Below are 24,626 nucleotides of genomic sequence, written 5' to 3'. Positions count from 1 at the left end.
CTGCTCCTGGCGCCCGGCTCCCGGTGCCCGTCCTCCCGTACGCGGGATCAATAGCGCAGCGCCGTCGTGACGTCCGCCTTCACGCCGTCGGGGTCGTCCAGCTTGTGGGTGCTGCGGGCCGTGGCTTCTTCGGAGTCGCCCGCGGGGATGTCGGAGAGCGTGACCACGACGGTGTCGCGGAGCTTGCCGTCGGCGTTCTTGAAGGAGACCTGGACGGCGACGGTCTTCGTGGAGTCGGCGGTGTTCTCGGCGGTGACCTGCACGGTCGTACGGCCGTCCCCGTCCGTCGACGGGTCGCCGAGCCGCACGTCGCCCTTGGCGTCGATGCCGCCCTTGACCTCGTGGATCTTCTCGCCCGCTCGCGCGGTGGCGGAGGCCACGGCGGAGGCGGCCCGGTCGGCCGCGCCCGACGGGTCGTCCCCGTCGGAGCAGCCGGCGGCCCCGAGGGCGACGACACCCGCGAGGGCCGCCGCGGCGAGGCCGCGCGTCCTGGACCCGAACCCGTATCCGTACCCGGCCATGCCGCCTCCGTCGCTCGCTCGATCGGTCGCGTGCTCGATCGCTTCACTTGGTCCCCCCAGTGAAGTTCAGCGGGGCGGAGGCCGCACGCCGGGAGAGTCCGCCGTCGGGCTCCGGCGGGTTCCGGGCCTAGCGGGCGACGAACTGCGTCAGGATCGCCTGCACCTCGTAGATGTCGACGCCCTTGGTGAACGTCTTCTGCATCGGCGTCGGGTTGCTGGAGATCCAGATCTTCAGCTCCGCGTCGAGGTCGAAGTGCCCGGCCGTCTCCACCGCGAAGTGCGTGATGCTCCGGTACGGAATGGAGTGGTACTCGACCTTCTTGCCGGTGATCCCCTGCTTGTCGATCATGATCAGCCGGCGGTCGGTGAAGAGCATGGTGTCGCGTATCAGCGTGTACGCGGCGTGCACCTGCTCGCCGTGACCGAGCAGTCGCGCGTACTCGCTCTGCGCCTTCATCGGGTCGACGGTGTGCGCGTTTCCGAACAGTGCCATGTGGGCCCCCCGCTAGACGAACTCCGAAATTCTGTACGAATCCTACCTGCGGGTCCTTCGCGTGGCCTCACCCAAATGGCTCACTCGGCGTGGCGCGCGCCCCCGGGCAACTCGCCGGGCGGCAGCTCCGCGCCCCGCGCGAACGCGGTGTCGAAGGACGGTTCATCGGCCGTTCCATCGGTCATTCCATCGGCCGTTCCATGGGTCGTTTCACCGGCCGGTTCACCCATGGTGGCCGCCCGGGCCTTCGCCGTGATCCGGTCGACGTCGGCGCGTTCGGCGGGCGGCAGCGGGGCGCCCACACTGCGGCGGGCCGCGTCCGCCGCGCCGAGCAGGAGGGCGGCGCGCTCCGCCCCGGCCGCGTCGCCGTCCAGTGCCGCCGCGCCCGCCAGGCCTTCCAGGGCGAGGGCGAGCGCGCGGGGCTCCGCGAGGGTACGGGCGATGTCCAGGGCGAGCACGTGGTGGGCCTCGGCCCCGGCGCCGTCGCCGCGCAGCTCCGCGAGGAAGCCCAGCTCGGCGTGGAGCAGGTGGTCGCCCGCGGGGGAGGAGACGTCGGCGTGGTGATCGCGGATGCGGTGCAGGTGCGTTTCGGCGGCGGCCAGGTCTCCGGCGCGGCGCGCGCCGAGGGCGAGGCCCATCTCCGCGTGGATCTCCCCGTAGCGGTAGCCCTGCTCGACGGCCAACTGCCGTGCCTGCACGTGCAGTTCGCGGGCCCGCTGCCAGTCGTGGGTGAGCAGCGCGAGCCGCCCCAGCCCGGAGAGCCGCGCGGAGACTTCTGCCGCGAGGCCGAGCTCGCGGGCGATGCGCAGCCCCTCGTGCTGGCGGCGGGCCGCCTCGTCGTAGTCGCCCTTGATCTCGGCGAGCACGGCGAGTGGCGTGACGGTCTGCAACTGGCCCCAGCCGTCGCCGAGTTCCTCGAAGAGCCGGGCCGCGCGCAGCCCGTCGCCGCCGATCGTGTCGAGGTCGCCGCGGATCAACGCGTGCATGGCGCGCAGCCCGAGCCCCGCCGCGGTGCCCCACGGGTCCTCGAACGCGGCGGCGAGCTCGAGCACGCGAGCGTTGACCTGCTCACTGGCGACAGGATCCCCGGCGCTGAACAGCCCGTAAGCGCTCAGCCAGAGGGTGTGAACGTGAGTGGGGGCGTGGGCGTGGGCGTGGGAGTGAGTGTGGGTGTGGGCGTGCCGGGCGGGCTTGCCGGGCCCCGCCTTGGTGGTGGAGCGATCACCGGTCAGGAGCGCGAAGGCGTCGCGCAGGGCGGGAAGTTCGCCGGACGCGGCAGCCCCGGCTGCGGGCAGGGCCTCGATCGCGTCGAGCACGGAGGTGAGCGCGCGCCGCCCCTCGGTGAGGCGCCCGCGCAGCAGCCACCACCAGGCAAGCGCGGAGGCGAGCCGCACGGCGTCGGGCCCGGGGGTGCGGCCTGCCGCCTCGCCCGGGGCCGACCTGCCCGGCGCCGACCTGTGCGGGGCCGACTCATCCGGGACAGCACTGCCCGGCGCCGCCCCGCCACCCCCGACCGCCTCGTCCAGCGCCGCGCGCAGGTTCGCGGACTCTGCGTCCAGGATGGCGAGCCAGGTGCGCTGGGCTCCGGAGCGCAGGTGCGGGGCGGCTTGTTCGGCGAGGTTCAGGTAGTGGCGCAGGTGGCGTTCGCGTACGCCGGTGAGATCCGCCATCTCGTGCAGCCGCTCCATGGCGTACGCGGCCACGGACTCCAGGAGCCGGTAGCGCGGCGCCGTCCCCGCGGGGCCCGGCGCCATGACGACCAGGGAACGGTCGACGAGACGGGTGACGAGGTCGAGGACCTCCTCGCGTGCCACGCCGTCGCCCGCGCAGACCGCCTCCGCCGCGTCGAGCGTGCACCCGTCGCGGTGCACGGCGAGGCGGCGCAGCACGATGCGCTCGGGAGCGCTCAGCAGTTCCCAGCTCCAGTCGATCACCGCCCGCAGGGTCTGCTGACGGGCCGGGGCGCCGCGCTGCCCCGAGCTGAGGAGCCGGAAGCGGTCGCCGAGGCGGTCCGCCAACTCGCGTACGCCCAGGGCGCGTACACGCGTCGCCGCCAGTTCGAGCGCGAGCGGGATGCCGTCGAGCCTGCGGCAGATCTCCGCGACGGCCGCCGCCTCGTCGCCGTCGGTGGGCAGCGTGAAGCCGGGCGCCGAGGCGGCGGCACGGGCGGCGAACAGGCCCACCGCGTCGACGGGTTGCAGCGGCTCCACCAGGAACACCGTCTCGCCCGTGAGGCCCAGCGGCTCCTGGCTGGTGGCGAGGACCCGCAGTCCGGGCGCGGCCCGCAGCAGCGTGTCGATCAAGTGGGCCGCCTCGTCCACGACCTGCTCGCAGTTGTCGAGGACGAGCAGCGTGCGGCGGTCCCGCAGGGCGGCGGCGAGGCGGTCGACGGGGTCGGCGGCGGCGCCGGGACCGGTCGGCCCGCCGGGCGCGTCGTCGCGCAGCCCGAGGACCGAGGCGACGGCCTGCGCGAGGTCGGCGACGCCGCTGCCGCCGCGTTGCCCCGCGAACTCGACGAGCCAGACGCCGTCGGAGGCGTCCGCCCCCGCGTACCGGCCCGCCGCCTCCAGCGCGAGCCGCGTCTTCCCGACGCCGCCGGGCCCGGTGAGCGTCACCAGGCGGACGGCGCCGCCGAGCAGCCGCCCGACTTCGCCGACGGCGGGTTCGCGGCCGAGGAGGGGGGTGAGCTGGGTGGGGAGGTTGGTGCGGGGGTGGGGTTGGGGTCGCGGTTGGGGTTGCGGCTGGGCGTTGTGCTGAGGGTCGACGGCGGGGGCCGTCGGTCCGCCTGTTGCTGGCGGCCAGCCTGTCGCCGTCGGTCCGCCCACGGCCGCCGGTCCGCCTGTCGCCGTCGGTCCGCCCACCGTCGTCGGCCAGCTTGTTGCCGTCGGCCCGCCCACGGTCGTCGGTCCGCCCGCAGCCAGCGGCCCGCTCATCGCACCCGGCCCGCCCGCAACCAGCGGCCCGGCCGGTGCTGCCGGTGCTGCCGGTGCGAGGAGAGTTGACGGTGTGAGGAGAGTTGCCGGCGCGAGCGTCGGGTCCTGCCGCAGGATCGCCTCGTGGAGCGCCGTCAGCTCCGGCCCCGGATCCAGTCCCAACTCCTCGGCCAGTTGCTTTCGCAGGTCCGCGTAGGACGCGAGGGCCTCGCTCTGGCGCCCCGCCAGGTACAGCGCGCGCACCTGGACGGCCCGCAGCCGCTCCCGCAGCGGGTGCCGGGCCACCAGGTCCGCGAGCTCCCCGGTGAGCAGCGTGCGATCGCCCGCGGCGAGGCGTGCCTCGGCCTGTTCCTCCAGTACGGCGAGGCGCTGCTCCGCGAGCCGGTCCGCCGCCGGGCGGACGAACGCCTCGTCGGCGAGGTCGGCGTACGCGGGCCCGCGCCACAGTCCCAGGGCCTCGGTGAGCCGGTCGGCCCGCACCCGCGGATCACCCTCGCGACGGGCCCCGGCCACGAGGTCGCGGAAGCGGAACGCGTCCACGGAGTCCTCGGCACGAGAACCCCCCGCACCCGACTCCCCCGCACCCACGTCCACCCGTATCCGGTAGCCGTGCGCCTGATGCACCACACGGTCGCGGCCGATGGCCCGGCGCAGTTGGGAGACCTTGGACTGGAGGGCGTTGGACGGGTTGCCGGGCGGCGCCGCGCCCCAGAGGTCGTCGATGAGCCGGTCGGCGGAGACCAACCGGCCCTCGTGCACCAGAAGATCGGCGAGCAGCGCCCGGACCTTCGCCTCGGGGACCCTCACCGGTTCCCCCTCGCCGTCCCACACCGTCAGTGGACCCAGCACCCCGAACCGCATGCGGATCACCGTACACAGGCCTCAGGACCCGCGGTTGCCGCGACCGTCAGCGAACCGTCAGCGACCCCGAAGCGCCCCCGAGCAGAGTCGTCCCCGTCAGCAAGGAACCACGGGACGCAGCACGGGACGCAGGAGGGGCACATGCCCAAGTACGCAGGCACGAAGGCCGTGGTCGTCGGCGGCGCGAAGGGTCTCGGCCTGGCGGTCGCCAAGCGGCTGGTGGAGGGCGGCGCGGAGGTCCTGATGACGGTCCTCCCGGGCACGGACCTGACGGAGGCGTCCGCGGAACTGGGCTCCTGCGCCCACGTCATCCCCTACGACCCTGGCCGGCCGCCGCCGGCGCCCCCGACAGCTCGCCACCACCAGCCCCACCCCCTCGCTCCCGTCATCACCGCCCGACTCGGCCGCATCGACTACCTCTTCGTCCACGCCGACGACGGGCTGCCCGCGCCGCCCGCGCGCGGGTTGCTGCGGCTGCTGAGGGAGGGCGGCGTGGTCGTCCTCGCCGGGCCCACCGACGACCCGGCGGTCAACTCCCTCGCCCCGCTCATCCGTTGTCGCGGATCAGCCGACGAGACCGCCCGTACCGCGCTGAGCCTCGCGGACGGCATCTCCCGCGCCGCGCCCACGCCCACCGACGCCGCGCCCACCGGGGCGAACGCCCCCACCCCTTCACGTACAGGCACACGTACAGGCACACGTACCCGCCCCGAAAGGACCTGACCGCCATGCGTACCGCAGAGGTCACCCCCGGCCGCTCCACCAGCGACACCAGCGACACCACCCGCACCGGCCCCCCGGAGCAGAAGCTTCCGATACTCGCGCTGCTCGCCCTCGCCACCGCCGTCTTCATCACCAGTCTCACCGAGACGCTGCCCGCGGGCCTGCTGCCCGCGATGAGCGCCGACCTCGGCGTCAGTGAGTCCGCCACCGGGCAGACCGTCACGATCTACGCCATAGGCACCGCGCTCACCGCGATACCGCTGACCGCGGCCACCGCGGGCTGGCGGCGCAAGCGGCTGCTCCTCGTGGCGATGGCCGGGTTCGCCGCCGCCAACACGGTCACGGCGGTCTCCGCCGACTACACCCTCACCATGGCGGCCCGCTTCGTCGCCGGTGTCGCCGCCGGTCTCGCCTGGGCGCTGCTCGCCGGGTACGCCCGCCGCATGGCACCCGCCCACCTCCAGGGCAAGGCCATCGCCATCGCCATGGCGGGCATCCCGGTCGCGCTGTCGCTCGGCGTCCCGGCGGGCACGTTCCTCGGCAAGGTGCTCAGCTGGCAGGTCGCGTTCCTGGTCATGACCGTGCTCACCGTCGGCCTGCTGGCCTGGATCGCCGCCCTCGTCCCCGACCACCCCGGACAGGGCCGCGGCGAGAAGACCCCGATGCTGTCGACCCTGCGCCTGCCCGGTGTGACGCCCGTCCTCTTCGTCACCCTGGTCTTCGTCCTCGCGCACACCGTCCTCTACACGTACATCGCCACGTTCCTCGACGGCCTCGGCATGGGCGGCTCCACCGACCTCGTCCTGCTCGTCTTCGGCGCCGCGTCCCTCGCGAGCATCTGGATCGTGGGCGCGCTGATCCACCGCAGGCTGCGCGCGCTGACCCTCGCGAGCGTGCTCCTCATGGGCGCGGCGGCGGCCGTCCTGGCCGTCTTCTCCGACAACTCCGCCCTCGTGTACGTCGCCGTGACGCTCTGGGGCCTTGGCTGGGGCGGCGCCCCCACCCTCCTGCAGACCGCCGCGGGCGACGCGGGAGGTGACGCGGCGGACGCCGCCCAGGCGATGCTCGTCACCCTGTGGAACGTCGCGATGGCCGGCGGCGGCGTCTTCGGCGGCATCCTGCTGGGCCTGGTCGGCACGTCGTCCTTCCCCTGGACGATCCTGCTGCTCCTGATCCCGGTCCTGCTGGTGGTGGTCGCGGCCCGCAAGCACGGGTTCCCGGCGCGGGGCTGACCCGCCCACGAGCGTCCGACGTACGACTGCTCGACGTACGACTGTCCGACGTGCGGTAGGTCCACGAACGCCGGTCTGAGAAAATCTCCCTCCTTACACGGAACTTACGAGGAAGGGGGAGGCCGATGATGATCGTCCTGCTCGGCATCGCGGTGCTGATAGCCGCCGCGGGCCTGGGAGCGGTCGTCTGGGCGGCGCGGGGCGGCCCGCGCTGGGTCCGGGGCGTGGCGAAGGTGACGGTGGCCTCCGCGGAACTGGTCGCCTCGGCCACCAAGAAGAGCGGCCGGAGCGGCAACAACAGCGGCAGCACAGCCGATTCGGGCGACTCGGGCACGAACTGAGGAGAGCGGGAAGCCCGGCCTGACGCCTGACGCCTGACACCTGATGGCTGAAGCCCGACGCCTGACGCCCGATGCCCGACGCCTGACGCTTACGCGTGACGCCCGACCCGCACCCCCCAGGTGCAGGCCGGGCCTCCGCGCGCACGGCGGGGGCCCACCCGTCCCCCACTCGCCCCCCGACCCCCACCGAGGCGCAGCGTCAGGCTCGGCGCCAGGCTCAGCCCGCCGGCCGCACATGAAGTGCGAACCCGTCCGTCCCCGCCTCCTCCACCCCGCCGAGCAACCGCATGTCGTGGTCGTAGTCGCCCCCGTCGAGCGTGCGGAACGGCACCGGCGCGTCGGTGAAGAGGCCGTCCAGCCGGGCCGCGTACGCCTCCCGCACCGCCGCGAACCGCTCCTCGGGCAGTTCGTTCGCCTCGTACACGACGAACGGTTCGAGCGGCGAGACGCCGGTGAACCAGAACAGGCCGTGCTGCAGCGGGTACAGCACGTCCGCCATGCGGCCGTGGATCCCCCGGTCGGAGAACGACGTCTCCCGGGCGCCGGCCGTCACCGACAGGAGCGCGCGCTTCCCGGCGAGGTCGCCGACGTTCTCGGTGTACGGCGGGGGGAGCGTGGGGCCGTAACCGAACCCGGCGGTGAACACGCGGTCGATCCAGCCCTTGACGATCGCGGGCGGCGAGAACCACCACAGCGGGAACTGCAGCACCACGGCGTCGGCCCAGCGCAGCTTCTCCTGCTCGGCCACGACGTCCGCGGACAGCCGCCCAGCGAGCGTGGCCTCCTGCGAGCCGTCCAAGACGTGCAGCCGCCGCTCGGGCTCGGCGCAGAAGTCCGGGAAGTCGTCGGCGTCCACCGTCGCCTTCCACTTCATCGCGTAGAGGTCGGAGACCCGCACCTCGTGGCCCGCCGCCCGCAGGTGGTCGACGGCGAAGCGGGCGAGGGAGGCGGTGAGCGAGCGCGGTTCGGGGTGGGCGCTGACGACGAGAATCTTCATGCCGCCAACGTCTCCCGTACGCGGCCGGGCAGCCAGCACTCTGTTCGGTGGAGGAACACCGTTCCTGGTACTGCGAGGACCACCTGATACTTGACCGCATGGACGTGGACGCCAGCAACACAGCCAGCGGGACCGGGACCAGCACCAGCACCGGCACCGGCGCGGAGAGCGGCACCAGCACCAGCACCGGCGCGGAGAGCGGCACCGGCACCAGCACCGGCACCGGCACCAACACCGGCACCGGCCAGGCCGCCCTCGGCGAGTTCCTGCGCGCCCGCCGCGGCCGCGTGGCCCCCGAGAGCGTCGGCATCAACGCCGGCACCCGCCGACGGGTGCGCGGCCTGCGCCGCGAGGAGCTGGCCCAGCTCGCCGGGATCAGCGTCGACTACTACGTACGCCTCGAACAGGGCCGTGCCACCCAGCCGTCCGCCGAGGTGCTCGGCGCCCTCGCCGACGCGCTCGGCCTGGCCGCGGCGGAGCGCAGGCACCTCGCGACCCTGGCCGCCGCCGAGCGCGCCCCCGCGCCGAGCACCCGTGTCAGCCCGCTGCTGCGGCAGATCCTGGACGCGGTCGCCGGCTTCCCCGCCTTCGCGACGGACCACCGTCTCGACGTGGTCGCCTGGAACGCGCTCGGCGCCGAGCTCATCGGCGGCCTCGCCGACCCGCCCCGCCGTGACCGCAACAACGCCCGCTACCTCTTCCTCGACCCCGCCTCCCACGACGTGTACCCGGAGTGGGCGGACCGGGCGGCGGAGGCGGTGGGCCAGCTGCGGGTGGCCGCGGGCCGCCACCCGGACGACGCGGAGCTGACCGCGCTGATCCGCGAACTGACGTCCCGCAGCGTCGAGTTCAAGAGGATCTGGGACAGCGGCGAGGTGGTGATGTGCGCGGCCGGACACAAGCGGCTGCGGCACGCGGAGGCCGGGGTGCTCACCCTGGACTACGAGACGCTCCACGTGCCGGCCGCGCCCGGCGAGACGGGTCTGGTGGTCCACGTCTTCGGCGCGGCGCAGGGCACCGAAGAGGCGGCCACCCTGGCCCGCCTCGCGACTTCGTAGCCGGTTCGCAAGCGCCGTACGGCCGCGCTACTTCTTGACGAACGTGATCCTGCCGGGAGCCGGCGGCGCGATGGGGGAGTCCGGCGCGGAGTTGTTCTCCAGGTACTGGACCAGCGCGTCCAGGTCGGTCGTCTCGCCGCCGTCGCGGTCCGTGCCCTTCGTGAACGTGGTGAAGCCGTTGCCCCCGTTGGCGAGGAAGTCGTTCACGGTGACGCGGTACTTCTTGTCGGCGTCGGCCCGCACCCGCTCGCCCTTCACCTTCACGGTGTCCGTGAGCAGCCGGTCGCCGCCGGAACGGCTCATGTCGGCCGAGTACGAGAGTGCCGAGGAGAGCTGCAGGAAGCGCGGAGTGCCGGCGTTGGCGCCGGTGAACTGCTCCTTCAGGACGGCGATCAGCTGCTTGCCGGTGAGCGTCATCGTCAGCAGCGTGGTCCCGAAGGGCTGCGTGCGGTACGCGTCGGCGTAGGTGACGGCGCCGTCGGCCTTGTGCACGAGGTCGCCGCGCATGCCACCCGGGTTGAGGAGGGCGAGGTCGGCCTCGTCGCCGCGGGTGGCCTCGGTCTGCGCGTCGGTGAGCAGGCTGCCCAGCGGGGTCTCCCGCTCCGTCGAGCCGCGGCCCGGCAGGTCGGCGGAGATGTATCCGACGGTCCGCTCGGCGACCTGCGCCGAGCGCTTGCGCCAGGTCTCGACGAGCTCGGTCATCGCGCGCTGCTTGGGCGTGCTGACGGGCACGACACGGTTCTTCGCCTTCACCGAGGTGCGGATGATGTCGCCGTCGCCGCTCATCCGGAAGCGCAGATCGGTGAAGGAACGCCCGAAGGAGTCGGCCTGCGTCACCGAACGGGGCCGGCCCGCGGGGTCGGTGACCGTGCACTCGTACGCGTCGTGCGAGTGCCCGCTGACGATGAGGTCGACCGCGCTCGGCGTCCGCTCGGCGATGCCCTTGATGCGGCCGCGCAGCTCGGAGCCGGGTCCGTCGGCGTCGCAGTCGCCGTCACCGGCCACCCCGTTGGTGGCCTCGCCCTCGTGGATGAGGAGGACCTGCGCCTCGACGCCCTTCTTCGCCAGCTCCTTCGAGTAGCGCTCGACGACGGGCACCTCGTCGTGGAACTCCACGTCGCGGATCTGCGTGGCGTTGATCGCCTCGGGCGCGTTCTTGGTGACCAGGCCGATGAACCCGATGCGCTTCCCGCCGGGCAGCTTCTTGACGGCGTACGGCCGCAGCAGCGGTTCGGTGCCGCCCTTGCGGGTCACGTTGGCGGCGAGATACGGGAAGCCGGCGCCGTCGTAGCCGCCGCCGGGCGCGCAGCCGTCCTCGGGGTGACAGCCGCCCTCGGCCATCCGCTTCAGCTCCCGCGGGCCTTCGTCGAACTCGTGGTTGCCGACCGAGCTGACGCCGAGCTTCAGCTGTTCGAGGGCGGCGACGGTCGGCTCGTCGTGGAAGAGCGCGGACACGAGCGGGCTGCCGCCGATCATGTCCCCGGCGGCCACGGTCAGCGAGTTGGTCTGCCCGGCACGGGCCTTGCCCACGAGCGTGGCCAGCTGCGGCAGCCCGCCCGCCTGCACCGGTTCGCCGCTCCCGCGCCGCACGCGCCCCGCGGGACCCTCGACGGGGTCCAGGTTGCCGTGCAGGTCGTTGAGCGCGAGGAGCTGCACGGGCACGCCACCGCGCGTCGCCGGAACGGGCTGCGGGTCGGGCGGCACGGCGGAGGCCGTCGCGGAGGCGGCGGGCACGGACAGCGCGAGCCCCGCGAGCCCGGTCACGACGGCCGCGCAGCCGAGCGCGGCACGCCGGAACCGCGACGGGGGGCGGGTGGCCACCGCGGACCGAGGGGACGGGGACGAGGGAGGCGCACCCTGCGCGGATTCAGTCACGCCCCGAAGGTACGAAGGGGTCGGTCACCCCGGCCCCGGACACGCCAGCGCCCGCGCCGAGTCCCCCGCCCGCACGAGACCCGCACCGCCACGCGGCCCCGTCCCCGGTTCGCCGACGGCGCGAGGGGGTAACCGAGTGCCCTGCCCACCAAGCACGAAGGGACGGCGACGCACATGACGCCCGAGACCCAGGCCGGACACCCGAACGGCCACCACCCCCACGACGTGGTCGAGCTGATCCTCACCGACCACCGCAGGATGGAGGACCTCTTCCGGGAGATGCGCAGCGTGGAGGCGGACAGGACGGCCGCGCTGGAGGAGTTCGCCGCGCTGCTGATCGCCCACGCGCTGGCGGAGGAGTCCGAGGTCTATCCCGCCCTCAAGCGCTTCAAGCACATCGACGACGAAGAGCTGGAACACGGCGAAGAGGAACACGACGACGGCAACAAGGCCCTCCTCGCCCTCCTGGAAGAGGCCACGACCGGCACCGGAGCAGGCTCGGACGCCTGGGACACGAAGCTGGAGAACCTGGTCGAGGCGGTGGCCCACCACACGGACGAAGAGGAACGCACGATCCTCAACGGAGCCCGCGAAAACGTCCCGATGCCCCGCCGTGAGGAACTGGGCGAGGCGTTCCTGCGGGAGAGGACCCGACAGCTGAAGTCGGGCTGCGGCGACCTCGAAAACGTACGCGAGATCGCGAAGGGCTGAACCCCCGTTCCACGCCCGCGTGATGGTGAGGGGGGCCGCGCCCTCAGACCTCTCAGCCCTCTCAGCCCTCTCAGCGCAGGATCACCCGCGCCGGGGAGGCCGAGGGGAGGAAGGCCTCGCGGATCGTGCCCGTCGGGGTCACGGCGATCCAGGGGTGGCTCACGAACGTCTGCTGTACGTAGGACTCGCGAGGGTTGAGGACGCGGTAGAGCTGGGCCTGGCCCTGGTAGTCGAGCCAGTACAGGCGCAGGGGCTGCGGGGAAGAATTCGAGATGTGCAGGTGGGTGCTGTGGTCGGCGGACGTGGAGCGCAGTTCGGCGGCCATGAAGACGGGGAGCGGGGGCAGTTCGGGCCAGTCCTCGGGGCGGCCGCTCGGGGGCGCGCGGTCCGGCCAGACGCGCGGTGACGTGCGCGCCGCCTTCGCCCAGTGCCGGGCGCCCCGCTGCGCCGCCTCGGTGACCGGGTGCTCCGCGTCGAGCAGCCGGCCGCAGTCGTACACGATGACTCCGTACAGCCGCTCCGCGCTCTGGGGGTCCCCGGCGATCCCCGTCCAGTCGGCGTAGCACTGGCGCAGCCGCAGCGTGTAGGGGTGCGCGGGGCCGAGACGGGCGGTGGAGTCGGCGGCGAGCGCGGCGTAGGCACGCATCGCGCTCGCCGGGTCGCCCTCCTGGCCCACCGCGCTCGCCTCCTCCGCCGCGCGCATGAGGTCGGCCAGCTCCGCGCGCGTGCCGGGCGGGGCGTCCAGGCGCGGTGCCGAAAGGGAGAGGTGCGCGCGGTTGCGGGCGATGCTGATCCGGCCCGCCGTGTTGCGGTTCCGCAGCTGCGGCAGGGGACGGGACTTGACGACGAGCCGGGTGCGTACCTCTTCGTAGAGCGCGTCCATGTCCAGGAATTCCGGGGCGCCCTCGACGCCGTCGCGCACCACGTTGATCAGTTCACCGGTGAAGGCGGTGTACGGCTCGTCGGGCGGCGCGAGCGCTTCCGCCGTCTCCGAGGACGCGGTCAGCAGGCAGGTGCCCTCCACCACGACCTGGTCGGCGATCCTGGACCGGCCGCCCATGGTCCCGATGAGCGCGCGCCCGCTCCAGCAGCAGTCCAGGACGATCAACTTGCGGCGCGCGGGGAAGGAGTTGGAGGCCACGATCCTGCGGATGTACTCGTACCGCAGCGCGGTGTCCGTCCGGGCTGGCCGCGATCCCGGCAGGGAGAGGTAGAGCTCTTCGGTGTACGGGTCCACCACGCCGTGGCCCGCGTAGTAGAAGACCAGGGTGTCCTCGGCGAGCGCGGCGGCGTCCTCCAGCGCGTCGAGCACGACGACGGGATCGGCGGGCTGTTCGATCAGCGTGCACCGCGCGGCGGGGACGCCCCAGATCCGCGGATCCCCGAAGAGGCCGGCGAGCGTCCGCACGTTCCGGGCCACGGACGGCAGGTCGTTCTGGTGGGCGTAGGTGTGGACGCCGACGAGGACGACCTGGGATCTGCGCGGGTCCGACAGCGGTGCCGGGTCCGTCGTCATCGGGTGTCGCCGTCGCTTTCGGCGTCGCTGTCGTCCGAGGTGCCGGTGGCCGCGGCCGACGCCTCGTCCCGCAGGCGTTCGACGGTCTCCCGGTCGGCCGTCAGCGTCCGGCCGTCGGCCAGGACCACCAGGATCTCCGGGGCCGAAGGACGGGAGGCGCGCCAGTTCAGGATGGTGGTCAGCAGGGATGCGAGGGCCAGGGAGTTCGACACGACGAGGTTGATGACCTCGACGGCGTCGCCCATGCGTCCGTCGTCGCGGGCGGGACCGCGGGCGGGACCGTGGCCGTGGACCGTGCGGCGTACCCCCGCGAGACCCGGATCCGCGTCGATCCACCTCCGCAGCGGCGCGAGACCGCCACCGCCCGCCGCTCCGGGGCCGGAGGAATCGCCGCTCATCAACGTGACGTCCATGCCCCGCCCCCGTGCCCGGCTCTGTCCGGGCCTCAGATTAGGCCCTGGGCACCGCCCGGCGCAGGCGGCCGGGACAAGTCGCCCGCGCGGGCACGGGGAGCGTGGGAAACGGCGGAGTACGGAGGCTCAGCGAAGCCGCAGCGCCTCACGCACCGTCGAGAAGAGATCCGTCTGGTTGGTGACGCCGAGGACCCGGTACGCCTGCGGCCCCTGCGCCGCGATCCGCACCTGCGTACCGGTGTGCTCCTGCGAGGCACCCGGCGTGTTCGTCGAGTAGTTGACCTTCAGCTGCTGGCCCTCGTCGGTGACGAGCGTCGAGGACAGGCCGGGCGGCTGCGCCTCCAGCGGCACGATCTGGCTGGTGTGCGCGTGGTCGGCGGTCGTGACGACCAGGGTGTCCGGGTGCTTGGCCGCGTAGTCGCGGGCGACCTTCACCGCGCGGTCGAACGCGGCCGTCTCGCCGATCTGGCCGCACGGGTCGGCCGCGTGGTCCTGCTTGTCGATCGAGGCGCCCTCGATCTGCAGGAAGAATCCCTGCTTGATCTTGCCGCTCTTCTGCTTGGCCTCGAGGAGCTTGATGGCCTTGCTCGCCTGGTCCTGGAGGGCGGGCGTGCCGGCCGGGCGGCCGGGGTTGGACGTGGTGCAGCGCTGCGGGTCGGTGCCGCCCTTCGCCGCCGCCTTGCCGGTCCACTCGACGGGCACGTTGCCGGGCGAGAAGAGACCGAGCACGGGCTTGCCGCCCTTGACCGACTTGACCTTCTTCAACTCGCCGTCGTTGGTGACGACTTGGTAGCCGAGCTTCTTGGCCTGCTCGGTCACCGTGAGGCCCTTGTACCTGCCGTCGGTGACCTTCTGGTCGAACCGCTGCTTGCCGCCGCCGAGGAGGACGTCGACCTTGTGGTTGACGCTCTGCTCGGCGATGGAGCCGGGGCCGCCCTTGGCGATCGTGTCCGTCGGGCACTTGGCCATGTCGGCCGGGCCCTGGCAGCTGCGGTCGGTGGCGTGCGAGGCGAGGACGGCGGGGGTGGCGTCGGTGAGCTCGGCGGTGGTGACCGACCCGGTCGCGTACCCCTTCTTCTGCGCGAGTTCGAGGATCGTCGGCACGGCCTTGTCGCTGCCCGGCGTCTTCGAGATGCGGCCGTTGACGGTCTTCACGCCGGTGGCCCAGCCGGAACCGCTCGCGGCGGAGTCGGTGACGTAGTCGGGCGTGCCGTCCTTGTGCACCGCGTACGTCGTGTAGGCGCCGGTCAGCGGGAACTTGTCCATGTTCAGGCGGCCGTTCGCGCCCACCGTGTAGTCGCGGGCGAGCGTGATCTCGGAGTCGCCCATGCCGTCGCCGATGAGCAGGATGACGTTCTTCGCCTTGCCGCCCTGGATCGCCCGCCGGGCCTGGTCCTTCGTGTCGGACGCACCGGCGGACGCGGTGACGGTCACGGCCACCGCGGTGGCGGCGACCACGGAGGCGGCGGTGACGGTCAGCCGACGACGGGACGTGCGGGACGGGCGGGGTCTGGCCATGGGAACTCCTCGGAAGATCATCCGTGTACGGTGCAGCCACCACACCAGGGCGACGTGAACCGCACGGGACGTACGGATGCCTTCTTGATGGCGCGGGGGCGACGCGACCTGCGGATGACCAGGAGAATCGCCGGAGGGCCGGGCCGTCGGGGCCGTCGGGGCCGACGGGGCCGACGGGGGCTGACCGGGCCGACCGGGCCGACCGCGACAGCCACCGCGGCCACTGCGGCCGCGACAGCCACTACGGCCAGAGCGAGAGTCAAGACGCCGGATCCGTGAGTTCCGGATCGGCGTGCCCCTCCACCACCTCCCGCGCCACCTCGTTCAACGACCGCCGCCGCGACCGCGCATGCTTGCGCATGACGTCGAACGCGCCGTCCATGGACAGCGCCTTGCGCGTCGCGAGCACCCCCTTGGCCTGCTCGATGATCACGCGGCTGCTCAGGGCCAGTTCCAGCTGGGCGGTGAGCGTCCGGCTCCGGTGGGCCTCGCGCGCGCGTTCCAGGGTGACGGCGGTGAAGTCCGCCATGGACTGGCCGAGCGCCAGCGTGCCCGGTTCCAGCGCGCCCCGGTGGGCGGACAGCAGGACGAGGGCGCCGCGGGTCCGGGTGGGTCCGCGCAGCGGGAGGGCCACCGCGCGGACGTAGCCGAGCCCGACGGCCCGGCGGGTGTAGTGCGGCCAGCGCTGCCTGGCGGGGAGGCTGTCGAGTGCCGCCTGGGACGGGCGCGGGTCGGTGTGGCGGCAGTCGTGTCCGGGGCCCTCGCGCCAGACCACGGCGTCCCGCTCCAGGCGGGTGACCTCGGGGTCGGAGCCGCTCACCTGTGTCTCTTCGCCCTCGCGCTCCCCGGGTGCGAAGACCACGGACGCGGCGGGGACGCCGAGCAGGGACGGGCTGCGGTGCGCGAGCACCGAGAGGGTGCCGGGAACGTCCGGTGCTCCTTCCGTGGCGCTGCCGGCGAGGGCCACGAACACGTCGGCCAGCTGCTGTTCGGGCGTCATACGGCCTTTCCCCTCAGCTCGGATTCAGGTCTCCGTTCACAATGCGCCGGGCGATGACCTCGGGGGACACCTCCTCGGCGAAGGCGCGGGCCTTGATGAGGGCCAGCGCGTCCTCGATGCGACAGCCGAGCCGGGCGGAGAGCATGCCCACGGCCTGCTGCACGGTCTCCCGGTGGTCCGTTCCGCCGTACAGCTCGGGGTCGGCATCGGGGCCGAGGAGCACGATGCGGGTGAGGGCGGCGGCGGTCTCGGTCAGGCCGTGGGGTCCCGGGCGGCCCGGCAGCGAATCGAAGACCGCGAGCGCCCCGATGCAACTGCCCTGCGTCTCCAGCGGTACGGCGGCCACCGACGTGATGCCCAGCGAGGCGAGGGCGGGCCCGTAGCCGGGCCAGCGCGTCTCGATCGCCCGCCCCGACACGAGGAGTGGCCTGCGCCCCCGCGCGGCGTCCCGTGACGGCCCTTCGCCCAGTACGTACTCCAGGTCCTGGGCGGCCCGCGAGGCCTCGTCGGACACCGCCACCGCGAGCTGGTTCTGCCCGGCGTCGACGAGGGTGAGCGCGGCGCTGTCCACCCCGCAGGCCTCGGCGACGCCGGTCATGAAACGGGGTTGGCCCCCCCGGCCTCTGGCCCAGTCCGCCGTACGACGGGCGAATGCTTCCTGCAGACCGGCCGAGGACCGGTGGCACGCGGCCGTTCTGCGGTGCGTCGCCGCGATCTGGGCGTGGAAGTCCTGCCCTCGCTCGACTGCCAGGCGCTCGTGTCGCTCGGCGGCCGCCTCGGCCCGCTCCGCGCGCGCGAGCGCTTGGGCAGCACGGCGTTGGGCCACCGCGGCCAGACCGAGGGCCTCATCCTGCCCCTGCGGGTTCATGTCTGAAGGGTACGTCCAGGCATCATTCGCAGGGGTCGCTTCGGCTTTCCTCCATCATCAGGACCACTCCTCCGTTGTGCCCGTCGAACGGAGAGCAGAACACGTCGCACGTGATGGGCCTGCCGATGCGGCTCAGCGCCTCGACGCCGACGGGGCCCGACCGCTTGCGGGACTTCAGGCACTCCCGCACCACGGGCTGCAGGACGTCGGTGGGCAGCCCGAAGTCGAGGCCGAAGAAGTGCTCGTCGAGGACCTCGTCCGGGCGCAGCCCCCACAGGTCGACGGCGCCCCGGTTCCAGCTCTTGACCTTCAGGTTGCTGTCGAGGACGACCACGCCCGCCGCGATGCTGGTGAGCACGGCCTCCAGGAACGCCCTGGTCTCGTCCAACTCCTCGCTGCGGATGCGCATTTCGTCATTCATGGTCTCCAGTTCCTCGTTGCCGGACTGGAGTTCCTCGTTCGTCGTCTCCAACTCTTCGTTGGTCGACTGGAGTTCCTCGTTGGTGGTCTCCAGCTCCTCGATGCTGGACTGGAGTTCCTCGTTGGTGGTCTCCAGCTCCTCGTTCGTGGACTGGAGCTCCTCGTACGCCGTCTCCAGGTCTTCGCGTACGCGCTTGACCTCGGCCTTGAGCTGCGTGGACACGGTGACGTCGGTGAAGGAGATCGTCGTGGCGACGTGCAGGCCGCTGGGCCCGGTGAGCGGCTGGATGAGGATGTCGACGTACTGGATCTCCTCGCCCACCCGTCGCTCGACCCTGTTGACCCGCAGCGTCCTGCGCTCGTGCGTGGACTGGTCGATCAGGGAGCGCAGTTCGAGCGGCCGGTAGGAGATCTCCAGGTCCTGGAACGGACGTCCGATGTCGCCCGGGGTCAGCCCGAACTGGACCCTGGCCTGGCTGTTGATCACCACGACCACGCCGTCGCCGTCGATCGCGATGGACGGGGTCGGCCCCGCGTCCAGGACCAGGTCACGCAGCTGACGGGTGCGTGCGACCGAGTGCAGTTCCACGCCCGTGCCCGTTCGGATCTTCAGGGGAGCCGGCTGGTAGGGCAGCCCCGCCTCACCGCTGCGGCGCCGGAAGATCCGCTGCCGCATGTCGGCCACCTCGAACCGCTCGGCGTCGTTCAGCAGCATCTCGGCCTTGCCGAGGAAGAGGAAACCGCCCTGGCGCAGAGCGAAGTGGAAACGGTCGACGATCTGCGTCTGGGCCTCGACGTTGAAGTACATCAGCGTGTTCCGGCAGATCAGCAGATCGAGCCGGGAGATCGGGGCGTCCCGCGTGATGTCGTGCCGCCCGAAGATCACCCGCCGTCGCAGATCCGGCCGGAAGCTGAACTGCGCGCCGTTCTGCTCGAAGTACTTCTCCCGCAGCTCCGGGCTGAGCGGTTCGAGCGACTTCGTCGGATACAGCCCCGACCGGGCCTCGCGCAGCGCCTCCTCGTCGACGTCCGTGGCGTAGATCTTGACGCGCCGCAGGCACTCCTCCAGGCCCAGCGCCTCCGCGAACATGATCGCCAGGGAGTACGCCTCCTCACCGCTGGAACACCCGGCGCTCCACACCCGGACCTCCTGGTCGGAAGGGATGTCCGCGAGCAGCTCGGGGACGACCTCGCGCTGGAGGAACGTCCAGGCGTCCGGGTCCCGGAAGAAGGAGGTGACGTTGATCAGGATCGTGTTGAAGAGCGCGCCGAATTCCTCCGCGCTGGTCTCCAGGAGATCCTGGTAGTCCGCGTACGAGGTGATCCCCACGTCGGACATCCGCTTGTGGATGCGCCGCCCCAGGGTGGAACGCTTGTACCCCGTGAAATCGAAGCCGCGGGCCTCCCTGATGAAGACCAGCAGTTCCTCCAATGCCTCGTCGGACGCATTGGATTCAGCATTCTGAGGTTCGGCCATCACTGCCTCTTGGCTTCGACAAGTCCGCGGACGAACTCCGCGATCTCCTCAAGAGGTAGCACGAAATCGACCGCTCCCGAGTCCACCGCGGCTTGTGGCATCCCGGGGAACTCCGCACTCCGCGGATCCTGCGCGATCACCGTCCCGCCCCGCGCCTTCACGGCCTTCGCGCCCGTCGCGCCGTCCACACCGGTACCGGTGATCACGCAGACGATCGCGCGTGGCCCGTAAGCATCGGCGACCGACTGGAAGAGGAGGTCGGCGGAGGGCCGTACGAAATGGACGGCCTCGCTCTCGGTCAGCGTCAGGACACCGTCGGCGCCCACGAGCAGGTGCCGGTCGGGAGGAGCGATGTACACGGTGCCGGGCACGGCGGCCTCCCCGGAGCCCGCGAGCTTCACCGGCAGGGCGGTCCGGCGGGAGAGGACCTCGGCGAGCACGGTCCGGTGCCGCGGGTCGAGATGCTGGACGACCAGCACCGGAACGGCGATCTCCGGCCCCAGCGCCCCGAGCAGGGTGATCAGCCCCTGGACACCGCCCGCGGACGACGCGACAGCGACGATGGCGGGCGGGCCCTGGGAGTACTGGTCAGCCGTCACGCGCCGAGCCTATCGTGGCCGCCCTCACGGGGTGAGGCGCGAAGCGGCCGTGCGAGGGGTGGGGCGGGCGCGTGCACGCAGGAGGGCTCGTCGCAGGTACTGGCCGGGTCGGCTCTCGCGTCGCCCGGGTCGGTGTCCGTGCCCTGGCGGGGCCGGCCGTGGTGGGGTCGGCCGTGGCGCCGGCGGGCTTGCCGTCGGGGGCGGCGGGGGCGGCTGGACCGGCTGGGTCGGGGCGTGCTTGACCGGTCTGGTCGGGAGGGGGCTGAGGGGCCTGGTCCGGGGCGTGCTTGACCGGCCTGGTCGGGAGGGGCTGGACCGGCTGGTCCCGGGGCGGGCTGGATCGGCTGGTGTGAGGAGGCGGCCTCGACCGGCCTGGTCGGGAGGGGGCTGAGGGGCCTGGTTCGGGGCGGGGTTGACCGGTCTGGTCGGGGGCGGGTTCGACCGGCTGGTCCCGGGGCGGGCTGGATCGGCTGGTGTGAGGAGGCGGCCTCGACCGGTCTGGTCGGGAGGGGTTTGAAGGGCCTGGTCCGGGGCGGGCTTGACCGGCCTGGTCGGAGGCGGGCTCGACCGGCTGGTCCCGGGGCGGGCTGGACCGGCACGGTTCGGGAAAGGCTGGACCGGCTGGTGCGAGGCGGGCTCGACCGGCCTGGTCCGGAGCGGTCTGAACCGGCCCGGACCGGACCGCGGAGCAACCGCACGGGCGCCCCCTCCAACGCCTGCGGGCCCCGGGTGGCGTGCCGGGCCCGGATCTCCACGCCCGGCACACCGCCCTATCCGGCGTGCGCGCCCCTACGCCCTCCCCCGCTTCTCACGGGGCATAGCGGCGGACACCGGCGGCGACCCCCGATCCCGCCGCCGCACAGAAGTCTTCCGCGTACCTCACCCGACGTCCTTGACCTCCAGCGCACACCCGTTGACCCCCAGCGCACTGCTGTTGCCCGCGAGCGCCCGCATGCGCACTTCGCTGGGCGTGAGCCCGTACGCGGCGCGGAAGGCGCGGGTGAAGACGGCGGGCTGGGTGAAGCCCCAGCGGGCCGCGACGGCCCCGACGGGCACGGTGGCGAGCGCCGGGCTGGCCAGCGCACGCCGGCAGCGCTCCAGGCGCAGCTGCCGGATCCAGGAGGAGACGGTGAGGCCCTGGTCCTGGAAGAGCCGGTGCAGGTAGCGGGTGGAGATGTGGTGCGCGGCGGCGATGCTGTCCGGGTTCAGCGCGGGGTCGCGCAGATGGCGCCGGATGTGGCTCCGCACCTGGAGCAGCAGGGTGCGCCTGCAGCTCTCGGGCGGCAACTCGCGCTCCCGGTCGAGGTGTTGGGCGGCCAGCTGCCCCACGAGGTCGACGAGGGTGCGGTCGACCCGATCCGTGGCGGCGCTCGTGTCCCCGAACTGCCCCACGTCGTCGACGACTTGCCGCATGAAGTGGGCGAGCAGCCCCCCGAAGCCCTCCTGCGCGGAGAGCGGCCGGGCGACGAGGGTGGCGAGGCGCTCGGGCGGGAACGGCAGCAGGCTCCTGGGCAGCGTGGCGACGATGGAGCGGGTGGGTTCGCCGCTCTCGTCCGCCCGCCTCATCCACCCCTCGAAGGGCGACGACGAGTCGTACATGAGCAGGTTGCCCGCCCCGAACCGCACGTTCCGCCCGCCCTGCTCGAAGCCGCTCAGCCCTTGGAGGGTGAGGGAGACCTGCAGGCTGTCGGGGTCGCCCCGGCGGATGTGCCGGGCGGTGCGCCGCACTTCGGCGGACGGGTACGCCATGGTGGTGACCGTCGTCGCGCCCAGGTCCACGTGGTCGATCGCCACGGGAAAGTCCTCGGTGAAGTCGCTGCGGAGCGTCGTCGAGATCGGCGACGCGGACTTCAGCCCGTACCACCAGTCGAACCGTTCCTCGGGAGGCACGGCCTCGCTGGTCAGGCTCGCTCGAATCATGCTCGCCCCTCTCCCTCGTACGCTCGGTCCCGCACGGCGCGCAGGCGCAGAGCCCCGTACGGCGCGCAGGCGCAGAGCCCCGTACGACGCCTCGGCGCTGCGTCCCATACGACGCCTCGGGCGAGCGGCGGCACGCGCCCTCCCCGAAGGCTCCACGAGACCCCCACGCCCTCCTCCCACCAGCATGCGCCCCGAGCCTTGAACGGCGCCAAGGAATGTCTTCCGGCGGGTCGAGCGGTGGGCGGGGCCGAGTGCTGGGGAGGGCGTGGGGGCGTGGGGGCGTGGGGCTCCTCATGGCGCTACGAGGGGCGAAGCGCGCGCCGGGTCACTGCTCGCCGGTGCCGACCGACGGGGTCCAGGGTGACCTCGCCGTCGGGGCCGGCCGGGAGGCGGAGGCCGGTCGACAGAACCAGTCGCTGAAGTCACGTCACGTCACGTCACGCACCCGCCCGGAACCGCGGACAGCCAGACGCGGGGCGCGCACACAACAGTTCAATCTTCCCTGAATTCAGCATCCCCTGTACTCTCGCGACGTGCTCACCGTTGCCCCCGACATCGAGGTGCTGGCCCGGTTCGGCCGCGCACTCGCCGACCCGATCCGCTGTCGCATCCTGCTGGCCCTCCAACAGGCCCCGGCCTACCCCGCCGATCTCGCCGACGCGCTCGGCATCTCCCGTACCCGCCTCTCCAACCACCTGGCGTGCCTGCGGGACTGCGGCCTGGTCGTGACGGTGCCCGACGGACGCCGCACCCGCTACGAACTCGCCGACGAACGTCTCGGGCACGCCATCGACGCCCTGCGCACCGCCGTCGTGGCCGTGGAAACGGATCGCACGTGTCCGGACGCCGAGTCGAAGGGCTGCTGCTGATGACGGCGGTGTTCCTGGGCCCCTCACCGGCCCGCAGGGAGGCGCTCACCCGCCGGATACGCCTGCTGGTGGCGGCGACGATCACGTACAACGTCGTCGAGGCGGTCATCGCCATCGCGGCCGGCACCGCGGCGTCGTCCACGGCGCTGATCGGCTTCGGCCTGGATTCGGTGATCGAGGTGTCCTCCGCCGCCGCGGTCGCCTGGCAGTTCTCCGCCCGCGAGCACGCCGTGCGCGAGGCACGCGAGAAGACCACGTTGCGGATCATCGCGGTCTCGTTCTGCGCGCTCGCCGTCTACGTCACCGCCGATGCGGTACGCGCCCTGGCGGGCACGGGCGAGGCCGAACGCTCCGTACCCGGGATCGTGCTCGCGGCCCTCTCCCTGGCGATCATGCCGTTCCTGTCGGCGGCCCAACGCAAGGCGGGCCGCGAACTCGGTTCGGCCTCCGCCGTCGCCGACTCCAAGCAGACCCTCCTGTGCACCTACCTCTCGGCCGTGCTCCTGGCGGGCCTGGTCCTCAACGCCACCCTCGGCTGGTCCTGGGCCGACCCGATCGCCGCCCTCGTCATCGCCGGGATCGCCACAAAGGAAGGCCGCGACGCCTGGCGCGGCAAGGGCTGCTGCGCGATGTCGACGGCGCCCGCGGCGACGCCCGACACCGAGGCCGACGGGGACGCTTGCCGCGGCTGCTGCGGCTGACGGGCCAGGAGCCGTCACTCCGGGGAGTCCTCGTGCAGTCGGCCCGTGTGCGCGTCCACGAAGTAGTCCGTCGAGTCGCCGTCCTCTGCGCCCTTCACGACGACCTGAACGATGTACTCCGGGTTCCACCGGCCGTCGCGGCGAGCCGCTTTGAGGACGTTCGCACGGAAGTCGAGCGCCTCCGGGTGGCTCACGGACTTCCTGACCTTGTCGACCGCCCGACTGCGGCCGACCTCGACCGACGGCAGGTCGTCGAAGCTTGAGGGCCCCCGCGACACGTTCAACTGGCTGATGCGGCCCACCGTGTTGAGCTGCACATCGAGCATGGCCGGCATCAGCACCCGGTTCTCGACGGCCCGCCACGAGACGAGCCACCCGAGCTTGCCGTCCGCGACGGGCACCGCGGTCACATGGGTCGCCTCCTTCACCCACGGGTAGTGGGCCCGCGCGTACCGAGCGGCCAGCTTCTTCGCTCCGTCGCGATCGAGGTGGGGATGCTCCCGACCGTCGATGGGGAAGGAACGGTCGGTGGGGGTGTCGCCGTACTCCAGTGAGGCGGTGAACGACAGCTTCGACGGCCACGACATCTCCGCGTCGACCTTGTCGTCGGAGAAGTGCAGGCTCCCGCGCCCGCTCGCCCCCAGCGAGGGCGCGTACTGAAGCTTGCTGTCGCCGACGGACGTGAACCCGTCGCCGAAGGCCTCGTCGAGCGCCTCGCGCATGGCGTCGGCCTGCCGCCCCGACCCCGCCTGAACGCTGGTCGCGTCGACAGCGGTGAATGCGGTGCCGGGGATGGCCGCCGCCACCCCGATGACCCCAACCGCGGCCACGGCAAAGGCGGGTACGCGTTCATCGCGGTAGGACCGCAGTTCCAACCCCCGCATACGTGCCACCCACCAGGCCAAGCCCATGCCGGCCAGGCCGCCGAGGATGTTCATCTCCGCGTCGGAGCTGTCGCACAGCCGGGAGAACGCGTCGACCGAGGCCTGAGCCAGTTCGACCAGACAGGGCCCGACGACCACTCCGGCAAGGGTGAGCAGCCGACGCCGCGAGGCCAGCAGCCCGAGAAATCCGAGGGGGACTGTCATAAGTCCGTTCAGCAAGCCCTGAGTGGTACGAAAGGGCTCCCCGAGCTGATGATTGATCGTGCACTCGTGACTTGCCGAACCGCTGCCCGACAGAAAGAGAGTCACGCCCAGGACCACGACGAGACAAGCGACGAATGCGCTGGGTATCAGAGCCGGCCGCCGCCGCTTCTTCAGCCAGAAGAAGGAGCCGAGAGCGAGCGCTGTGGCAGTGAATGCCAAGAGGGCAATCCACTGAGTCTTGCCCTGAAATATCGCGTGGAACACGTCGTTACCTTCACTGGGGAAAACCCCTGCCCCTCCCGTCGTCCGGGAAGAACAGGGGGGTCACTTCTCTGGTGCCGCGAGTCAGCAGGGCCTGAGCAACACCGGAAGTGCCCCAGAGCGTCAGGGGGAGCCCTTCCAGCTTTCCAGGGCCTTGGGCGGCCCAACCTATTGATCATATACAGACCTTGAGTGTGCTCTGAAAATCCATCTGCAGTGAATTAAGCCCGG

General features: G+C 72.4%; 21 protein-coding genes. 7 read left to right on the top strand and 14 right to left on the bottom strand.

The window, feature by feature from the left end:
- Window positions 1–47: 47 nt before the first annotated feature.
- From ACZ592_RS10215 to ACZ592_RS10205, 3 genes are all read right to left on the bottom strand, one after another.
- Window positions 48–521, bottom strand: coding sequence for an FxLYD domain-containing protein (locus ACZ592_RS10215; RefSeq protein WP_471581069.1), 474 nt, complete (start codon window positions 519–521; stop codon window positions 48–50).
- 127 nt (window positions 522–648) lie between these two features.
- On the bottom strand, window positions 649–1,014 hold the full coding sequence (locus tag ACZ592_RS10210; protein ID WP_098243742.1) for a PH domain-containing protein: 366 nt from the start codon (window positions 1,012–1,014) through the stop codon (window positions 649–651).
- 80 nt (window positions 1,015–1,094) lie between these two features.
- A complete protein-coding gene (locus ACZ592_RS10205; RefSeq protein WP_471581068.1) occupies window positions 1,095–4,808 on the bottom strand; it encodes an AfsR/SARP family transcriptional regulator in 3,714 nt (1,237 codons plus the stop codon).
- A 141-nt stretch (window positions 4,809–4,949) separates the two neighbouring features.
- Between ACZ592_RS10205 and ACZ592_RS10200 the strand changes: the two genes are divergently transcribed.
- The 3 genes from ACZ592_RS10200 to ACZ592_RS10190 all read left to right on the top strand — a co-directional run bounded on the left by ACZ592_RS10200 (window position 4,950) and on the right by ACZ592_RS10190 (window position 7,104).
- Window positions 4,950–5,531, top strand: coding sequence for an SDR family NAD(P)-dependent oxidoreductase (locus tag ACZ592_RS10200; protein ID WP_471581067.1), 582 nt, complete (start codon window positions 4,950–4,952; stop codon window positions 5,529–5,531).
- Between the two features lie 5 nt (window positions 5,532–5,536).
- On the top strand, window positions 5,537–6,763 hold the full coding sequence (locus ACZ592_RS10195; RefSeq protein ID WP_471581066.1) for an MFS transporter: 1,227 nt from the start codon (window positions 5,537–5,539) through the stop codon (window positions 6,761–6,763).
- A 125-nt stretch (window positions 6,764–6,888) separates the two neighbouring features.
- A complete protein-coding gene (locus tag ACZ592_RS10190; RefSeq protein ID WP_471581065.1) occupies window positions 6,889–7,104 on the top strand; it encodes a hypothetical protein in 216 nt (71 codons plus the stop codon).
- Between the two features lie 217 nt (window positions 7,105–7,321).
- Here ACZ592_RS10190 and ACZ592_RS10185 read toward each other — a convergent pair whose 3' ends face one another.
- Window positions 7,322–8,101: an NAD(P)H-dependent oxidoreductase gene (locus tag ACZ592_RS10185; protein WP_471581064.1), complete on the bottom strand. Its 780-nt coding sequence runs from the start codon at window positions 8,099–8,101 to the stop codon at window positions 7,322–7,324.
- A 98-nt stretch (window positions 8,102–8,199) separates the two neighbouring features.
- On the opposite strand from ACZ592_RS10185, the gene ACZ592_RS10180 reads away from it, so the two are divergent.
- Entirely contained in the window at window positions 8,200–9,159 is a 960-nt protein-coding gene (locus tag ACZ592_RS10180; RefSeq protein ID WP_471581063.1) for an MmyB family transcriptional regulator, read from the top strand.
- 27 nt (window positions 9,160–9,186) lie between these two features.
- Here the strand turns inward: ACZ592_RS10180 and ACZ592_RS10175 are convergent, their stop codons facing one another.
- Window positions 9,187–11,034 (bottom strand): bifunctional metallophosphatase/5'-nucleotidase, encoded by a 1,848-nt coding sequence (locus ACZ592_RS10175; RefSeq protein WP_471581062.1) that lies wholly within the window; start codon window positions 11,032–11,034, stop codon window positions 9,187–9,189.
- A 174-nt stretch (window positions 11,035–11,208) separates the two neighbouring features.
- On the opposite strand from ACZ592_RS10175, the gene ACZ592_RS10170 reads away from it, so the two are divergent.
- On the top strand, window positions 11,209–11,745 hold the full coding sequence (locus ACZ592_RS10170; protein ID WP_471581061.1) for a hemerythrin domain-containing protein: 537 nt from the start codon (window positions 11,209–11,211) through the stop codon (window positions 11,743–11,745).
- 70 nt (window positions 11,746–11,815) lie between these two features.
- On the opposite strand, the gene ACZ592_RS10165 is transcribed toward ACZ592_RS10170, so the two are convergent.
- From ACZ592_RS10165 to ACZ592_RS10130, 8 genes are all read right to left on the bottom strand, one after another.
- Window positions 11,816–13,261 (bottom strand): caspase, EACC1-associated type, encoded by a 1,446-nt coding sequence (locus tag ACZ592_RS10165; protein ID WP_471581060.1) that lies wholly within the window; start codon window positions 13,259–13,261, stop codon window positions 11,816–11,818.
- Window positions 13,258–13,674: an effector-associated constant component EACC1 gene (locus tag ACZ592_RS10160; protein ID WP_471581059.1), complete on the bottom strand. Its 417-nt coding sequence runs from the start codon at window positions 13,672–13,674 to the stop codon at window positions 13,258–13,260. Before ACZ592_RS10160 ends, ACZ592_RS10165 begins: the two co-directional genes overlap by 4 nt.
- Before the next feature lie 126 nt (window positions 13,675–13,800).
- Window positions 13,801–15,192, bottom strand: coding sequence for an alkaline phosphatase (phoA, locus tag ACZ592_RS10155; protein WP_471581058.1), 1,392 nt, complete (start codon window positions 15,190–15,192; stop codon window positions 13,801–13,803).
- A gap of 259 nt (window positions 15,193–15,451) precedes the next feature.
- Window positions 15,452–16,192 carry an ANTAR domain-containing response regulator gene (locus ACZ592_RS10150; protein ID WP_471581057.1) on the bottom strand — a complete coding sequence of 247 codons (741 nt, stop codon included), beginning with the start codon at window positions 16,190–16,192 and terminating at the stop codon, window positions 15,452–15,454.
- 13 nt (window positions 16,193–16,205) lie between these two features.
- The gene (locus tag ACZ592_RS10145; RefSeq protein WP_471581056.1) at window positions 16,206–17,060 is read right to left on the bottom strand and encodes a GAF and ANTAR domain-containing protein; all 855 of its coding nucleotides are present in this window, start codon (window positions 17,058–17,060) and stop codon (window positions 16,206–16,208) included.
- 22 nt (window positions 17,061–17,082) lie between these two features.
- Entirely contained in the window at window positions 17,083–18,957 is a 1,875-nt protein-coding gene (locus ACZ592_RS10140; RefSeq protein ID WP_471581055.1) for a CheR family methyltransferase, read from the bottom strand.
- Window positions 18,957–19,556 (bottom strand): chemotaxis protein CheB, encoded by a 600-nt coding sequence (locus ACZ592_RS10135; protein WP_471581054.1) that lies wholly within the window; start codon window positions 19,554–19,556, stop codon window positions 18,957–18,959. The genes ACZ592_RS10140 and ACZ592_RS10135 overlap by 1 nt, the downstream gene beginning before the upstream one ends.
- 879 nt (window positions 19,557–20,435) lie before the next feature.
- Window positions 20,436–21,476 (bottom strand): helix-turn-helix domain-containing protein, encoded by a 1,041-nt coding sequence (locus tag ACZ592_RS10130; protein WP_471581053.1) that lies wholly within the window; start codon window positions 21,474–21,476, stop codon window positions 20,436–20,438.
- A 533-nt stretch (window positions 21,477–22,009) separates the two neighbouring features.
- Here ACZ592_RS10130 and ACZ592_RS10125 point away from each other — a divergent pair.
- Together ACZ592_RS10125 and ACZ592_RS10120 are read left to right on the top strand one after the other, a co-directional pair.
- Window positions 22,010–22,345, top strand: a complete 336-nt coding sequence (locus tag ACZ592_RS10125; RefSeq protein WP_471581052.1) for an ArsR/SmtB family transcription factor — start codon at window positions 22,010–22,012, stop codon at window positions 22,343–22,345.
- Window positions 22,345–23,046, top strand: a complete 702-nt coding sequence (locus ACZ592_RS10120; protein ID WP_471581408.1) for a cation efflux transmembrane domain-containing protein — start codon at window positions 22,345–22,347, stop codon at window positions 23,044–23,046. Before ACZ592_RS10125 ends, ACZ592_RS10120 begins: the two co-directional genes overlap by 1 nt.
- A 14-nt stretch (window positions 23,047–23,060) precedes the next feature.
- Here the strand turns inward: ACZ592_RS10120 and ACZ592_RS10115 are convergent, their stop codons facing one another.
- The gene (locus ACZ592_RS10115) at window positions 23,061–24,398 is read right to left on the bottom strand and encodes a VanZ family protein (protein WP_471581051.1); all 1,338 of its coding nucleotides are present in this window, start codon (window positions 24,396–24,398) and stop codon (window positions 23,061–23,063) included.
- Window positions 24,399–24,626: the final 228 nt, after the last annotated feature.

The organism is Streptomyces sp. NPDC040622 (genome assembly GCF_055593965.1).
Note: the sequence above shows the minus strand (reverse complement) of the source record. Positions and strands in the feature narration are given on the sequence as shown.

Coding starts and splice junctions, on each gene's coding strand:
- ACZ592_RS10215 (WP_471581069.1), bottom strand. CDS start 521: ATGGCCGGGTACGGATACGGGTTCGGGTCCAGGACGCGCGGCCTCGCC.
- ACZ592_RS10210 (WP_098243742.1), bottom strand. CDS start 1,014: ATGGCACTGTTCGGAAACGCGCACACCGTCGACCCGATGAAGGCGCAG.
- ACZ592_RS10205 (WP_471581068.1), bottom strand. CDS start 4,808: ATGCGGTTCGGGGTGCTGGGTCCACTGACGGTGTGGGACGGCGAGGGG.
- ACZ592_RS10200 (WP_471581067.1), top strand. CDS start 4,950: ATGCCCAAGTACGCAGGCACGAAGGCCGTGGTCGTCGGCGGCGCGAAG.
- ACZ592_RS10195 (WP_471581066.1), top strand. CDS start 5,537: ATGCGTACCGCAGAGGTCACCCCCGGCCGCTCCACCAGCGACACCAGC.
- ACZ592_RS10190 (WP_471581065.1), top strand. CDS start 6,889: ATGATGATCGTCCTGCTCGGCATCGCGGTGCTGATAGCCGCCGCGGGC.
- ACZ592_RS10185 (WP_471581064.1), bottom strand. CDS start 8,101: ATGAAGATTCTCGTCGTCAGCGCCCACCCCGAACCGCGCTCGCTCACC.
- ACZ592_RS10180 (WP_471581063.1), top strand. CDS start 8,200: ATGGACGTGGACGCCAGCAACACAGCCAGCGGGACCGGGACCAGCACC.
- ACZ592_RS10170 (WP_471581061.1), top strand. CDS start 11,209: ATGACGCCCGAGACCCAGGCCGGACACCCGAACGGCCACCACCCCCAC.
- ACZ592_RS10165 (WP_471581060.1), bottom strand. CDS start 13,261: ATGACGACGGACCCGGCACCGCTGTCGGACCCGCGCAGATCCCAGGTC.
- ACZ592_RS10160 (WP_471581059.1), bottom strand. CDS start 13,674: ATGGACGTCACGTTGATGAGCGGCGATTCCTCCGGCCCCGGAGCGGCG.
- phoA (WP_471581058.1), bottom strand. CDS start 15,192: ATGGCCAGACCCCGCCCGTCCCGCACGTCCCGTCGTCGGCTGACCGTC.
- ACZ592_RS10150 (WP_471581057.1), bottom strand. CDS start 16,192: ATGACGCCCGAACAGCAGCTGGCCGACGTGTTCGTGGCCCTCGCCGGC.
- ACZ592_RS10145 (WP_471581056.1), bottom strand. CDS start 17,060: ATGAACCCGCAGGGGCAGGATGAGGCCCTCGGTCTGGCCGCGGTGGCC.
- ACZ592_RS10140 (WP_471581055.1), bottom strand. CDS start 18,957: ATGGCCGAACCTCAGAATGCTGAATCCAATGCGTCCGACGAGGCATTG.
- ACZ592_RS10130 (WP_471581053.1), bottom strand. CDS start 21,476: ATGATTCGAGCGAGCCTGACCAGCGAGGCCGTGCCTCCCGAGGAACGG.
- ACZ592_RS10120 (WP_471581408.1), top strand. CDS start 22,345: ATGACGGCGGTGTTCCTGGGCCCCTCACCGGCCCGCAGGGAGGCGCTC.